This is a genomic window from Limnochorda pilosa (assembly GCF_001544015.1).
Taxonomy (GTDB): domain Bacteria; phylum Bacillota; class Limnochordia; order Limnochordales; family Limnochordaceae; genus Limnochorda; species Limnochorda pilosa.
Map to the genome: position 1 here is coordinate 2,226,315 of NZ_AP014924.1, position 14,395 is coordinate 2,240,709.

The 14,395-nt window shown below is 71.6% G+C and carries 7 protein-coding genes; all 7 read right to left on the reverse strand.

The annotated features are described in order from the left end of the window. Positions 1–26: 26 nt before the first annotated feature. Positions 27–1,439 carry a four-carbon acid sugar kinase family protein gene (locus LIP_RS09845; protein WP_068137543.1) on the reverse strand — a complete coding sequence of 471 codons (1,413 nt, stop codon included), beginning with the start codon at positions 1,437–1,439 and terminating at the stop codon, positions 27–29. Between the two features lie 200 nt (positions 1,440–1,639). Beyond that, positions 1,640–3,544: a sigma 54-interacting transcriptional regulator gene (locus LIP_RS09850; protein ID WP_068137545.1), complete on the reverse strand. Its 1,905-nt coding sequence runs from the start codon at positions 3,542–3,544 to the stop codon at positions 1,640–1,642. Positions 3,545–3,606: 62 nt separating this feature from the next. Then, positions 3,607–4,947 (reverse strand): RNA polymerase factor sigma-54, encoded by a 1,341-nt coding sequence (locus tag LIP_RS09855; protein WP_068137549.1) that lies wholly within the window; start codon positions 4,945–4,947, stop codon positions 3,607–3,609. Between the two features lie 368 nt (positions 4,948–5,315). After that, positions 5,316–6,857, reverse strand: a complete 1,542-nt coding sequence (locus LIP_RS09860; RefSeq protein ID WP_068137553.1) for a DUF2399 domain-containing protein — start codon at positions 6,855–6,857, stop codon at positions 5,316–5,318. Beyond that, on the reverse strand, positions 6,838–11,481 hold the full coding sequence (locus tag LIP_RS09865) for a TIGR02680 family protein (RefSeq protein WP_068137557.1): 4,644 nt from the start codon (positions 11,479–11,481) through the stop codon (positions 6,838–6,840). Before LIP_RS09865 ends, LIP_RS09860 begins: the two co-directional genes overlap by 20 nt. Further along, positions 11,481–12,716: a TIGR02678 family protein gene (locus LIP_RS09870; RefSeq protein ID WP_068137562.1), complete on the reverse strand. Its 1,236-nt coding sequence runs from the start codon at positions 12,714–12,716 to the stop codon at positions 11,481–11,483. Before LIP_RS09870 ends, LIP_RS09865 begins: the two co-directional genes overlap by 1 nt. After that, complete coding sequence (locus LIP_RS09875) at positions 12,673–14,277, reverse strand: TIGR02677 family protein (protein WP_068137566.1); 1,605 nt, start codon at positions 14,275–14,277, stop codon at positions 12,673–12,675. The genes LIP_RS09870 and LIP_RS09875 overlap by 44 nt, the downstream gene beginning before the upstream one ends. Positions 14,278–14,395 lie beyond the last annotated feature (118 nt).

Sequence of the window (14,395 nt, forward strand, 5' to 3'; positions counted from 1 at the left end):
GCATCTTCCCCGCCACGCGGCAACGTTCACGCGTCCAGCCCTGCGGCCTGATCCCGAAGGATCGCCGGTCCAGGAACCGCCTCCTCGAGATGGCGGAAGGCAAGGAGTAGAGCATCGGAGGCCCCGAATCCTCCCGCCTTGGTCACGATGGGAAGGCCGTCGGCCGCACCGCCCTGCACCCATCCGGCGGGAATCCCCCGTTCGACCTCGTCCACCATCCGGACCGTCTCTGCGCCGAGGGCCAGAAGGATGTGGTGCGCCGTCTCCCCGCCGGTGAGCACCAGGCCTTCAGGCCGCGCGACCTCGACGGCCGCGCGCACCACCCGTCCCATGGCGCGGGCCACTTTCTGGGCCGACTCCCGCCCGCTGCCCCACGGCTCGAGCGGTGCCTGGAGCACCACCGAGGATGTGCGTAGCGCAGCGCCCACCTGCTCCCCAAGCAGCGCTTCCGGTAGATCGCCCAGGGTGAAGGTTACGGTCGGGATCTCCGCCTGCAGGTATCCCACCTGGGCCCGGCTCGCCGGGTGACGGGAGCCGCAGGCGACCAGAGACCTCGTTTCGCGCCTTTCAAAGGCCTGGGGGCCGTCGCTGGACCTGGGTCTTTCCAGAGCCGCCTCTCCTGCAGCACGACCTCCTGGTGACCTGTCGGCGGCCGGTGCAGCGACTACGGCTCCATGGGTCCGCTGCCCACCGGACATCTCCTCGTCGATCCGCTCTCGGCGGGCCAGCCGGTGGGCGAGGTAGCGCGCGAGGCCCGCGGTGCCAACCCCCAAGACCGGCCCATCGAGCCCCAGGAGCGCACTCGCCACCACGTCCAGATGCTCCTCGGTGGCTGCATCGATCACACAGATGCTCGCACGCTCGAAGGCCGCCTCCAACGCCGCCACCAGCGGCCCGTGCCCAGCCTGGACGACCTCCATGGTCACGCTCTCCGTGGAGCGGCCCGTCGCCTCTCGCAGCAAGGTGGGAAGGTGAGACTGGCGGGCAGGCGCCACCAGATCCTGCCCCGCTGGGGTGAACTGCACGGGCACCCCGTAGACCAGCTGGTGGCCCGCCACGGTGGTCCGGCCCTGCGCTGGAAACGCCGGCACCACCACAGCCCGTTGCAGCCCCATCCGCTCCATGAGTGCGTCGACCTCGGCACCGATGGGGCCCCGGAGCGTGGAGTCGATCTTCTTGTAGACGAGCGAGGGAGGGTCGGCGGTCTCCCGGTGCAGGAACCGGCGCACCCGCTCCCGGGCCCCAGCGTCGTCCAGGTTGCGGCTCTCGGTGTCGAAGACGACCACGTCGGCCTCGGACCATGCAGGGTCTCCCTCCCGGTCGATGGGCGGGGACGTGGGAACGCGAAGGTGCACCAGCGCGGAAAGACCGGCCGTCGCGAACACGGCTGCGATCTCATTGGCACCTGTCAGATCGTCTGCAACGATGAGGACCCGCACCTACTGCGCCTCCCTGGGACATCCGACGAGCCGCCCGAACGGTTTCATCCTGAGGAGGAAGCAAGTTTCGTGCCAAACCTGGTTCAGAGCAGGACGGGGCCAGCCTTCCCGGGATCCAGGCGGGCAAAGCCACCGGATCCCGGACGACTGAGAGGGGAGGCCCGTAGGAAGGCCAGCGGGCGATCCGCCGGCTGGATGTTTCACCGTGGAACGTGTCGCGAGGACAGGTCCCTGCGCCGTAGGCGGCGCCAGACCGTGGTGCGGCTCAGCCCGAGGCGTCGGGCCACTGCGGTCGGGCGAAAGCCCTCCTCTTCCGCCACTTTCCAGAAGATGCTCTCGGTCACCTCGGCCAGCGAGGACCCCTCGCCAGGGGCAACAGGGGCGGAGGGCCCTGTTTCATCGGCCAGGATCATGCGCACAGCCCGTGCGCTCACCTGCGTTTCCCGGGAAAGAACGGTCAGGCGTTCGATGACGTTCTCGAGCTGCCGAACGTTTCCGGGCCACTCGTAGGCCGCCAGAAGCCGCATGGCGGCACGGGTCAGGCCTCGAACCGAGCTCCCCCGTTCCTCGGCCAGCCGCTCGAGGAAGTGCGCCACCAGTTCAGGTACGTCCTCCAAACGCTCGCGAAGCGGCGGGATGTAGAGCTTCAGCACGTTCAGCCGGTAGAAGAGGTCCGCGCGGAAGGTGCCCGTCCGGACCCTCTCCTGCAGGTCCACGTGCGTCGCGGCGATGCAGCGCACGTCCAGGGGGATGACCTCGCGGCCGCCGACCCGCATGACTTCCTTGTTCTCGAGCACGCGCAGGAGCCTTGTCTGCAGGTGGGCCGGGATCTCTCCGATCTCGTCCAGGAAGATCGTGCCGTGGTGGGCCATCTCGAAGAGACCCGGCTTGCCCCCCTTCCGGGCGCCCGTGAACGCTCCTTCGTCGTAGCCGAAGAGCTCGCTTTCGAGAAGGTTCTCGGGGAGGGCGGCGCAGTTGATGGCCACAAAGGGCCCCGCCCTCCTGCGGCTCGCATGGTGGATCGCGTGGGCGAAGAGCTCCTTGCCCGTGCCTGTCTCCGCCTGGATGAGGACGGTGGCGTCGCCGGCCGCGTACTTGTGGGCCTGGTCCACGGCGCGGCGAAGGCCAGGCGCCCGTCCGTGGATGGAGTCGAAGGTGTGCCGGGCCACGTGGCCCCTGCGGCGGAGCTGCCGTTGCGCCTGCTCCTCCAGCCTCTGGAGCCGCGTCACGTCGCGCGCGGTGGCAACGGCGCCAATCAGCTCGTGGCCCACAAGCAGGGGTTCGCGGCTCACCAGCACGTCCGATCCCTGAATGCGGACCAATCGCCCTTCCACCCGATCGTCCCGTTCGAGGCTCTCGCGCAGACCCAACGGCTCCAGCCACGGCGGGAGGACTTCGCCCACCGCCTCTCGCGCCGGCCGCCCGAAGAGCTGTTCCGCCGCCGGGTTCAGCAGCTCCACCCTTCCCTGCCGGTCCACTGCGACGACGCCCTCACCGCTCTGCCGAAGGATGGCGTGCAGGATCTCCGCCCGGCTCCGCTCCATCCGGCGGGTCCGGGCCACGTCCACCGCGTGCTCCAAGGCACGGGCAACGGCCCGCTGCCCCGACCGGATCAGGACGCCTCGCATCCCCAGAACCTCGGTGGTCCGGGCGGAGATGGCGTCGCCCACCACCACCTCCGCCCCCTGCTCCCTGGCCCGCATGAGGGCTTCCGCGACCTCGCTCGCGTCCCGCACCGTCACCTCGGTCCACTCCAGGTCCAGCGCCTCACCCACCACGTGAGCGTCGTAGAGCACGTTGGGGAAGCCCACCAGGGCGACGCGGCGTGAGAAGCGCCGCGCTTCGAGCGCCGCCCGCAGGACGTCGTACCCACTCACGCTGATCTCCACCACCGGCACGTCGACGGCCCGCCGGACGAGCAGGGCCGTTCCGCCCCGGCTCACCAGAACGTCCGCACCTTGGTCCACCAGGGTGCGGGCGACCTCCACGCCCCGATCCAGGTCTCCCTCGCGAACATGGACCGTCACCTCGTCGGGCAACGCCACTTCCTGGCCCATCCGCACCAGGTCCGGATAGGGAGCCACCAAGCCGATGACCGCTTTCACCCCAGGCCCTCCCCTCTGTTGCGCTGCCCTGCGCGCCAGGCCCGATCCCCATGGACGTCCCTTCATGCAGGTGCCAGCGGTCGCCGCTGTCGCGACGACGGAATGCCCATCTCTTCCCGGTACTTGGCCACGGTGCGCCGCGCCAGGGCCACACCGGACCCCGTCATCTCCCGGGCCAGGGAGGCATCGGTACGGGGATGGCTGGGGTCCTCCTCCGCGATGGAACGCTGAATCCACGCGCGCACCTGAGAGGACGTCACCGCCTGGTCCGCGGGGCCCTCGCTCGGATCCCCGAACCGGCGGGGAACGCTGCGGGGAAAGAAGCGTTCGAACGGATGGACTCCCCACGGTGTGACAGCTGTCTTCCCGGCCAGGGCCCTGCCTACCGTCGAGGGGTGGAGGTGGAGACGGTCCGCCAGATGGTACCGGCGCAAGGGCTGCAGAGCCTCCAGGCCCCGTTCCAGGAACGGCCGCTGCACGGTGAAGAGCTCGAGCGACAGCATGCGCAGCGTCGCTTGACGGCGCCGGAGACCCCCGAGGACCCAGCGCGCCTCCTGCAGGTTGTGTCGCAGGTACGCCCGCTCGTCTTCCTCTAGATCGCCGCGCCCCGCGAGGGCCCGGTACTCGGGGTTGATGGCCAGTGACCGGCCCGGAAGGTAAACCTCCACCTGCACCCTTCCATCCTCCAGCCACACAGAGAGATCAGGTCGGATGGGGGGCGACGGTACTGCCCCGGCGACCGGTGAGGGGCTCAACCGGCGCAACCGCTCGAGCACGAGACGGATCTGGGCCCCCGACACACCCAACCGCCGCGCCAGCGCTTCAGGATCCAGCCTTTCCGACGCACCCGGCTCCAGGTCCAGAAGGGCCAGCGCAATCTGGCTCAGCGGATCACCCTCGCCGTGGAGCCGAACCCACTGAAGCGTCAGTGCTTCCCTCCGCGTCCGGGCGCCGACCCCCGCCGGTTCCAACCCCTGGAGGAGGGCCAGGCTCGCAGCGACGTGCCTCGCATCCTCCGACCACTCGTGCGCCAGGTCTTCCACGGAGCCCCGCAACAAGCCGTCGTCATCGAGCTCGAGGATCAGCCGCTGCACCGTGCGGCGCGTGCTTGGTGCGACCGGGAGCAGCCTGGCCTGCTGGAGGAGGTCTTCTCTCCACGACAGCGCCGGCGCCGGGAGCCGGCCCACCTCTTCCCCATCGAACGATGCCCACGCGCCCAGACCATGCTGCTCGCCCGGACGCACCTCCGCCTCGAGCAGCGGGTTCTCCATGGCGAGGCGGTCGATGTGCCGCTCCAGCTCCTCGAGAGGCAGGGCCAACAGGTGCAACATGCGGAGCTGGCCCAACGAGAGCCGCTGCTGCTGAACGGCGTTCAGGTGAAGAGATGTTCCAGGTCGCGTCATGTCTCTTTCATTCGGCAACAGTTGGACGGTTCCTGGAACCGAGTCACCTCGGAGGAGGCCAGCCATGCCCTCGCGCGGGCTCGCCGGGCCTGGACACGGGCACTGTCCGGCGGCGTGCCAAGGTGGATCACCGCTTGCCCGCTCCTTATGAGTTTAAGGCCCAGACGTTAACGCGGCATTCCCTGGAACGTCCTGGTACAACGCACTCAAAACCAGCATGTCGTCCAGCTTACCGGTCTTCAAGAACCATGCGAACACGAAGGCACGGCGCCGAATAACGTTAACTCTGTGGCGTTAATTCCATAAGGGCAGGGCGAGCACGACCAACTCACACGAGTGACCCGCCTGCCCCTGATGCGCAGCGGCGCTCACCCAGGCGCCGTACGGCCTCCGGACCCGCGCCATCCCCCTGCGGCCTCCACGTCTCCGGCCAGCTCGTCGACCAGCGCCTCTTGGAAGGCGCGGACGCCGCGGCGGAGCAGCGCCCCCGCCAGCTCCGCGACGGGCGCGTCGGGACCTCTGCTGGAGCCCGCGAGCCGCTCCAACTGGAGACGCTCCGTCTCCGAGAAGGGATGACCCCCGCCGCTGCGGCCGAGCGCCACCCCGTAGCTCTGGGGATCCATACGCCACAGCCGGACGCTGCGAGGCCAGCGCCGGAGGGCCAGGGCCGCGATGTGGAGCCCGCCCACGTCGAAGTCTCCGCTGTAGTGCAGCGTCGCGCCCTGCCGGGCCAGACGGTCCAGGAGATGGAAACCTGCCAGGTTGAGCTGGCCGCTGGTGCAGATGAGGGCGGGTCGGATGGAAGGGCCGCATCCGGGCTCCGCGCGCCCCAGGTCGCGCCGCGCCCCTTCCAGCCGGTCGAGGATTCGGTCGAGGATCGCCCCGAAGACGCTGGGGTTCTCGACCACGTGGGCCATCCCGGTCTGTGCGGGGAGGAGCTCGGGAAGCCGCTGGACCGTGTAGAGTGGAAGGGCGAGGGGAAGCCCGAGACCCTCGTCCGCTCCGACCACCAGAACGGTCGGGGAGAGGTCGTCCCGGCCAAGGCCGGCCCAGTCCAGCAGCCAGTCGCGGTGGAAGGTTGGGCCGACCTCGTCCGGGTCGGGAGCCTCGCCGCCTGCCAGGTCTGCGAGGGAATGAAGCAGGATCTGCCCCAGCGGCCGGTCGGCGTCCAGTGCGTGGGCGTCTCCCGACACCCGGGTAGAGAAGAGAGGGAGCCGCTCTCGGCTTCCCCGCCACCGGGGTAGTCCCTCGATCACCGTCGACAGCGTACGGAGCATCGCCTGCAGATCCTGCAGCCAGGCCGGCTCACTCCCCCCGAGGGCCCGGCCCGCGTCAACCTCGGAAGCGTGCCGCCGCCACCCTTCCAGAAAGGCGCGCCGGGCACGCTGCAGGGTTCGGGACGGCCCGCCCTTCATCACTCTCACCCAGAAGGCCCGGCTCCGCTCGCCTGGTGCACCGGCCTGAAGCCGATCCAGCAGCACCGCCCAGGTGCGGTCGCGAAGCTCGCGCTCCTCGGCTCTGGTGCGCATCCCGCCGTATGCCGCGTGCAGGACCGCGTCCAGAGTGGTCTCGAAGCGGCTGCGACGGAGTGCCTGTTCCAGGTGGTCCAGGTTGACGTACAGGCGGTCCCGGCGGCGGCTGAGGCGGCCGCCCATGAGGGCCTCGAGGGCCTCTCGGGCAGGCGCATCGAGCCCCGTCGACCCCAGGGGCAGGAGCCCCGTGAGCCGCCCCCGCTTCCGGTAGCGCTCCGCGACGGCCTCGAGCAGCGGCGAGAGCCCACGGGCCCGGAGGAGGCCGAGAGCCTCCTGCGCGCCGGCCGGGTTCGGCCCGGACCCCTCTCCCCGAGGCGCCCGCCCGCCAGCACCCGGCGCCCCGCGACCTGCCTGCGGGTTACCGGTCTCCGGCCCCATCGCCGTCCTCGCCCTCGTCCTCACGCCTGAGTGCAGCCCCGTTGTCCCCGGCGCGCGTGCGCCGCTCAGGCGAGCCTGTGCCCTCGGCATCTGTCCGCGTTGCTGCAGACCCGTTCCCGCCGGCGCCCGTGCCCCCGGCCCGGCCCAGCTCCGTCACGGCCCCGTTGCCGGCGGCGTACGCCGGGCCTGCCGCGGCGGCGCCGCCCGCCGATCCCGGCACGCCGGTCAGTACCATCCGCCGGCCGTCCCAGAGGAACCAGAGGGCCGTCACCACCGTGCCCCGGCGGAGGAGCTCGTAGGTGGAGCAGGCGGGAACGGCCGTCCCCCTGCCCCAGAGCTTCTCGCTCGTCATCACCCACGAGAACTCGAGGGAGACGAGGAAGCGGTACATCTCCTGGATGTTCGTCTCGTCGACGCCCGCGAAGGCCTCGTCGAGGCCCACCAGACGCGGCGCGTCCGGGGCGGCCGCCCGGTAGCGGGCGTGGAGGGCGGCCAGGAGGGGGACGAACATGGCGAGGGACTTCTCCGCACCGCTGCGGGAGGCGAAACGCAGGTCGGTCAGCGGGCGCCGGGGCTCGTTGGGGAGCCGGCTGTGGAGCGAGAAGACGAACCACTCCCGGTAGTCCAGAACCCGGTGGAGTGCCTCGGCGAAGGTGACGCCCTCGCCCAGCGAGCCGGTCCGGTAGCCCTCCCGCACCCGGTTCACCCGCTGGCGGAAGTGGTCGATCAGCTCCTCCATCTCCGCGTGCGCCAGCGTGTCCGCATCCCGCAGCAGGAGCTCGATCACCCGCCGGTACGAGAGCGCCTCGGCCTCCTGGCTGGCCCGGGGCAGCCAGGCGATGGAGAGCACCTCGCCGTTCGAGAGCCGCTGGGCCTCCAGGAGCCGGTTGATCTCGTCCCGCCAGCCCTCCGCCAGCCGGATCCGCTGCCGAATCTCCCCGGCCACCTCGTGGAGGATGACCTGCTCGTACAGCTCCCGCTCCTTCTGCTCCAGGTACCGTTTCTGCAGGTCCCGCTCGCTCTCCAGGCCCGCGCGCAGGCGGTGGGCTTCCACGGGGGTCCCCCGGTGCCGGAAGGCGACGCGCTCCTCCTGGAGCTCGGGACCGTACTCGGCCAGGGCGGGCCGGTGGTTGGAGAAGACGATGGTCAGCTCCTGGAGTGCATCCCGGACGGACCTCTCCACGCTCTCCCGAAGCCGGCCGGGAGCCGACCGCCTGAGTCGCAGGAGCTCCTCCGCCACGCCCTCGGGCCCATCCTCCCACTCGGGGGCCCCGCCGGGCGCCTCGGCCGATTCCTCTGCTGTCTCGGCCTCGGTCGGGGCCGCCGGACGCTGCTCGAACCGGCTCAGGAGGGCGGCGAGCGCGGGGTGCGCGGCGAGCCGGCCGCGGAAGGTGGACCGGTGCCGCGCCAGCTCGTCGAGCGCCACCCGGCTCTCAGCCTGGAGCCGCTCTACCTCCCCCGCCTGCTTCTTCTGGCGCTCCCCCAGCGCTCCGAGCAGGGTGCTACCCTCCTTCTCCTCCCCGCCGACCTCCTCCAGCCTGGCCTCGATCCTGGAGAGCTCGTCCAGCAGCTCCTCGGCGCTGAGACCCATCTCGTGAAGCTTCTCCTGGGCAGCGCGTCGTCGGCCCTCGTACTCCTCGAGCCGCTCGGCCGCCTCCCGCACCGCGGCCCGGTCCTTCTCCAGACGCTCGCGGGACTGGGCCACGTCCTGGAGGAGCCGGGCCCACTCGCCGGCCCATGGGTCCAGGCGTTCGAGGAGGACGCCGAAGAGCTGGAAGCGCTGGAGCACGGCGTCGGTGGCCTCCGCGAGGGAACGGAGCCCGTCGCCGTCACGTCCCCGGGCTTCGGGCACCGGATCCAGGCTCCGGTGGTACACGGTCCGGGCGGACTGCAACGCCTCCAGGGCCTTGGCCGCCGCCTGCTCCGCCTCGTCCAGGAGGCGGCGCCGGTCCCGCGACCACCCTTCAGCCTGCTCCACTGCCAGCAGGCGCCCCGGGAGAAGCTCCTGGACCTCGAGCATCCGGAGCTCCTCCACTTCCGCCTCCATCACTTGGAGCGCCCTCCGCCGCTGGTCCAGGGCCTCTTCCTGGTGCCAGATGGCCTCCTTCAGCTCCTTCAGCCGTGCCTCGAGCGAGGCGATCCGGCGCAGGCGGGCCGCCTCCCGGGCCTGACGCCCCAGATAGAAGACCCCGGCCTCGGGCCGGGCCAGGCCCGTCCCCGCGAGCCGGCCGTGCCGCCAGATGCCCGGCGCCACCCAGCTGTCGGGTGCGGCGGACGCCACAACCTCGCTCGGGCCCACCGCGACGAGCGCCCCATCCTCCACCCCATCCCGCCTCAGCCCGATGGATCCCAGGGCGGCCCGAACAGCCTCGTCCGAAAGCGCGCGGCCCGGAGGCGCCGTGCCCGGAAGCGCCGTGCCCGGAAGCGCCGTGTCTGGAAGCGCCTCGGCGCGGTCCGGATCCGGCTCGAGCAGGTCCAGCAGGGTCGGCCCCGCCGGAGTCCCCCGGGACGGGTCGATCCAGAGATCCCCCAGGCCGGCCTCCCGCAGGCGCTCCGCCACCCGGCTCCCGGACCCGGGGTCGACGACGAGGGCATCGAGGAGGCCCGAAGCCTCCAGCGTCGCCTCCAGGAGCGGGCGATCCGCCTCGGGGATCCCGGCCCTGAAACGGGCGACCCGGTAGAGCGGCGCCGCTGGAACGCCCAGCTCGGCCAGCAGCCGGCGGGCCGCCTCCTGGTCCGGCCGGCGGGGTGGGACCACCTCCCGTCCTGCCTTCCACTCGGCCAGCTCCTCCTCCAGCGGCTGGAACTCGGCCTGCAACGCGTCGAGCTTCCGCTGCTCCTCCCGGCGTGCGGCCTCGAGCCCGAGCCGCTGCGACCCAGCCGCCTCCGTCACGGGCCGCACCATCTCTCCCCAACCGGGGCGCCGGTCGGGCCCGAAGGAGTCGACGCCGGCCAGGACCTCCTGCCAGGGGGTCGCCTGCACCGAGAGCACGCGCAGCCGGCCCCGCCACACCTCCAGGCCCGCCCGCACTTGCTCGCGGGCCGCCTCCAGCTCACCCAGGGCCTCGCGCACCCGCACGTCGGCCGCCTCCAACTCCCGGCGGCGTTCCTCCGCCCGCTCACCCAGGGCCCGGTACGTCCTCTCCCGGGCCTCCACCTCCAGCAGGGCGCGACGGGCCTCCTCCAGGAGCCTCCGGCGCTCGGCCGCCGCCCCCTGTAGGAGCGTCAGCGGCACCCGCAGTCCCGGCGCCGTCTTGGGAGGCTCGTCCGGCAGTGAGCGGGCGGCCCCCGCCTGGCGGCCGGCCTCCTCCACCGCCAGGGGCCACTGGCTCGACGGTGCGCCTTCCTGTAGCTGCTCTGCCGCCTCACCGAGCTCCCGGCGCAGGCGGGCCCACTCCTGGCGCCGCTCCAGGAGCCGGCCCTCGAGCCGCTCCAGGGCAGCCTCCGAGCTGGCCCGTCCCTCCTCCAGGCGGGCCAGGGCGCGCCTCGCCGCCTCCGCGTCCCGGCGGAGGAGCTCGATCTGCTGGACCTCGCGGTAGGCGTCGCCCTGGGTGAGGACGGTCTGGCGCCCCACCAGGCTGCGCCGCTCCTCTGCCAGGCGGTCGAGGTGGGCGCGCACGTCCTCCAGATCGGCACCCGTCCGAGCCAGCTCCTCCTCGGCGGTCCGGAGCCGCCCTCGTACCTCCCGGGCCTGCCGGAGGGCCTCCGTGTAGTCGACCGCGGCGAGCTGGGCCATCTGGTTCGCACAGGCCGCCTCCGCCTGATCGATCGCGGCCACCGCCTGGAGACGGCTTTCCAGGTCCTTGAGGAGGTCCAGGTAGCTGTCGATGTCGTCCATGATGCGGGTGACCCGGTTGAGGATCCCCTCCGGCAAGGGAGGGAGCGAGCGGCTCAGCAGGTCGCAGATGGCCGACGGCTTCATGTCCTTGTTGAGCTTGGGGCTCCGGATCTGGATGAGGAGGTCCAGGAGGAACCGGTACTCGTCCGGGTTCTGGAACTGGAAGAGCTGCCGGTTCACCTCCTCCTGGTAGTCGCTTGCCCGCGAAAAGACCCGGCCCCCCGCCCCCAGCGTCTCGGCGAGCTGGCGGGCCGCGAGCGGCAGCCGCTGCGCGGTGTAGAGCTGCAGGTCCCGCCCGATCCGGCGCCCGTCGGTGATCACGAAGCCCCACGAGTCGACGGCGAGGTCCGGGCGGGTGCGGCTCGTGTAGAGGCCCAGGCCGATGGTGAGGTACTCGGGCCGGTCGCCCCTCTGGAACTCGAGGGCGACGTAGCCGGTGCGCTCGGGGAAGTAGTAGTCGGAGGTCTCGTCGGCGTCGGCGTCGCCCACCAGGTAATAGGCCACGCCCCGGCCCTGCCCTCCGAAGGTGTCCATCCGCTCCCGGCGCTTCTCCCCGTCCAGGGCGAGGGTGATGGCCGAGACCAGCACCGTCGACTTGCCGGTGGTGTTGGCCCCCCGCAGCACCAGCCGCCCCTGGGCGAAGTGGAACTCCTGGTACTCGAAGTGCCAATACTGCTGCAGGATGAGCCGGCTCGGGCGCCACCGACGGGGTCCCCCGCCCAGCGCCGCGTTCACCGCCTCCAGCGCCCGGTCCCAGCCGTCGACGACGAGGTCGTCCCGCTCCATCAGCGCTGCACCTCCGACTCCATCCCCGGATCGTCCTCGAAGTCCCCGTACTCGGCCTCCTCGCCCTCGTAGACCCCACGGAACCGGGCCGCCAGCGGCAGGAGGTGGAGGTTGCCGTCCCGGTCGGGGCCGTCCAGGAGCTCCCACGCCCGCAAGGTGTCGATCACCCGCTCCAGGAGCGACCCCAAGCCCTCCCGCTGGATGGTGAGCCCCCACTGCTCGCCGTGGCGCTCGCGCAAGGCCGCGAGGAGGCTGCTGAGGCGCCGGGGGCTGAGGCGGACCCGATCCGTCTCGTCCGCGTCCAGCTCGCCCCGCCGGACGAGCGCCCGTACCTCCCCGAAGAGGAGGAGCAGGATGTGGGCCAGCGCCCCCCGGAAGGGAAAGAGCATCTGCTCGGACACCTCCGAGGCCGAGGGCCGGAGCAGGGCCGCGTAGCTCGGGGTCCACTCCAGGTCCCAGCCGAAGGTCTCCAGGAGGTCCGAGGCGATCTCCTCACGGCGGCTCCTGTTCTCCAGGAGGGTGAAGGCTTCCGGATCGGCGCAACGGTAGATCGCCGGCGAGAGCAGGAGCGTTCGGTAAAGGCGGACCCGGGGGTCGGTCACGTGGGGAAGGGGCGCGAGGTGGGAGCCTGCCTCCCCTCCCGGCCCCTCCGAAGGAGCCGCGGAGCCCGGAAGCTCCGACGCGGACCCGATCGTCTCGTGGACCTCCAGGTAAGGCGCGACGGGCGTGAACTCGTAGAGCGTGTCGCCCTGGCCCGTCTGGACCCAGTCGTCCGTGCTGTCCAGCCGGGTGAGCGCCCCCATGGCCTCCAGCGCCTTCAGCGACCGCTGGAGGCTGAGACGGTGGGGGTAGAGGTTCCAGTCCACGTGCCCCGGCCCGATCAGCACCTTGGCCCGTGCCTCGATCTCCTGCACCAGGTGGCTGAGGAGGAAGGGTCCTTCCGGGTATCGCTCCGCATACCAGAGGGCCCAGGCGAAGAGCTCGTAGTCCAGCGGCATCTGGGCCCAGGTCTGCCCGTAGCCGAGGCTCGCCGCCGCCGGCACCTTCACCAGCAAGGCGAACTCGCGCCTGAGGATCACCCGCCACCCAGGGCGGGAGGCGAACCACTGGCGGAGCCGCTCGACGTGGACGTGCACCCTGCTGTAGGCGAGCGGGTCGTCGGCGGCCCGGATGGCGACCCGGTCGAGGAGGTCAATGAAGGGCCGCTGCAGATCCTGCACCCGGTACGAGGGCACGCTCCCCCTCCTTTCGCCGCACCATGCGGAAGGCAGGGAGGGCGAGGCTGCCGTCGGGGGCCGAGAGCCAGCCCACAGCGGGTCGCCGGGGCGGCAGGAGCCGAACGGTCGAGCCGTCGGGAGCCAGGGCGCTCCGGTCCGGCGAGGCGAGGCATGCGCCCAGGAGCGCCAGGAGGCGGTCGCGAAGGTCCACGTCGTCCAGCGCCAGGGCGCCCAGGTCGAGCTCCCCGGCGGCGAAGAGCCGGTCCCAGACGGACTCCTCCAGCTTCTGCTCCTCCATGACCTGGCGGAGGATCTCCGCCTCCTCCTGGGAGCGGTCGCGCACGGGGACGGCCCCTTCGTGCCGTCGCCGCCGCCCCCGGGCCACGGGAAGGAGCTCCACCCGGTACGCCCGCTGCCGCCACGGTGAGTCGTCGGGCCGCATGGCGAAGACCTGGGCCTCGCCGCTCACGTGCCGGGGCTGCATGAGACCCAGGCGGGCCCCCGCCAAGCGGTGCGCCTCGCCGGGCGTCCGGCAGGCGGCGAAGGCGACGGCCAGCTCCTCGAGCTGCCTGCGACGGCTGAGGCCGGCGGGGCGGTCGGTGAGCCGCTGCACCCTCCGCACCACCGACTCCACCGCCTCGTTGGTACGACGCCGGAGCTCCTCCAGGCCGCCCCCCGGCTGGAACCAGGAGCGGAAGACCCTCCACTCGGCCGCGTGCCCTTCGCGGCAGCTCTCCAGCGCGGGCAGCCGCCCGTCCGCCATGGGCAGATGGTGCGCCTCGTACCGGGCGCACGCCTCCACCAACTTCTCACCCAGCCCGTCGGACTGCCACCGGTGCAGGACCGCCGCCACCCGGTCGCCCACGTCCATCAGGTGGAGCACGTAGCTGGCCAGGTACTCCTTGAGGACCTCCTTGTAGGCCAGGAAACCTTCGACGTCGGTAACGTCGTCGCCCTCGCCGTTGCGGGCGAGCTGGGCCAGGTAGTCGCTCGCCTGCTTGCCGTTCTCGTCGTAGGCGGTGAAGGTCCGATCCCACGCCTGGTAGATGGGGCCGAGGCCCCGCTCCTCGCCATCCTCCAGCCGGTCCGGAAGCTGGCTGAGGAGGCGGTCCAGCCGGTCGATCCCCTCGAGGACCTGGTCCAGCAGGTCCACGTTGAGGGAGCCCGTGCCCCGCCCCTCCTGCTCCAGCTCGGAGAGGAGCCGCTCCAGGGCGATGCCGTAGGGCGTGATGCTGTACTTGAGGTGCCGGCGCATGAACTCCTGGATGGTGGTCGCCCGGGAGCGGTCCTGGGCACCGGTGAGGCTGCCCCACTCCACGAGCTGGGCCAGGTCCTGCTCGCACTGCTCCTCGGTGTACGCAGGGTCGACGGCCGCCTGGATCTCGGCCCAGACGTCGTGCAGGTCCAGCGCGTACTGGTGCTCCATGTGCCGAAGGTAGAAGAGACGCATGATGGGCCGGTACCGCTCCACGTTGACGGCTACCAGGTACGAGGCCTCGGGGAACCTCCTCTGAAGCCTGCGGAGGTTGAGGGACACCAGCACCGACTGCTTCGCCCCTCGTGGCTCGACTTCGCCCACGGCACCGCCCCTCCCTGGATTCGCGCCACGTGCGGGCGCGCCCGACCCCGCCCTTGCGAACACGGATTCGCCGCTGGGGCCGGAACTCCTGCCGGGTTCGAGAAAGATCGAGGGAAAG

Excerpts from the sequence above, each read along its gene's own strand:
- LIP_RS09865 (WP_068137557.1), bottom strand. The coding sequence starts at position 11,481 with ATGGAGCGGGACGACCTCGTCGTCGACGGCTGGGACCGGGCGCTGGAG.
- LIP_RS09860 (WP_068137553.1), bottom strand. The coding sequence starts at position 6,857 with ATGGGGCCGGAGACCGGTAACCCGCAGGCAGGTCGCGGGGCGCCGGGT.
- LIP_RS09855 (WP_068137549.1), bottom strand. The coding sequence starts at position 4,947 with ATGACGCGACCTGGAACATCTCTTCACCTGAACGCCGTTCAGCAGCAG.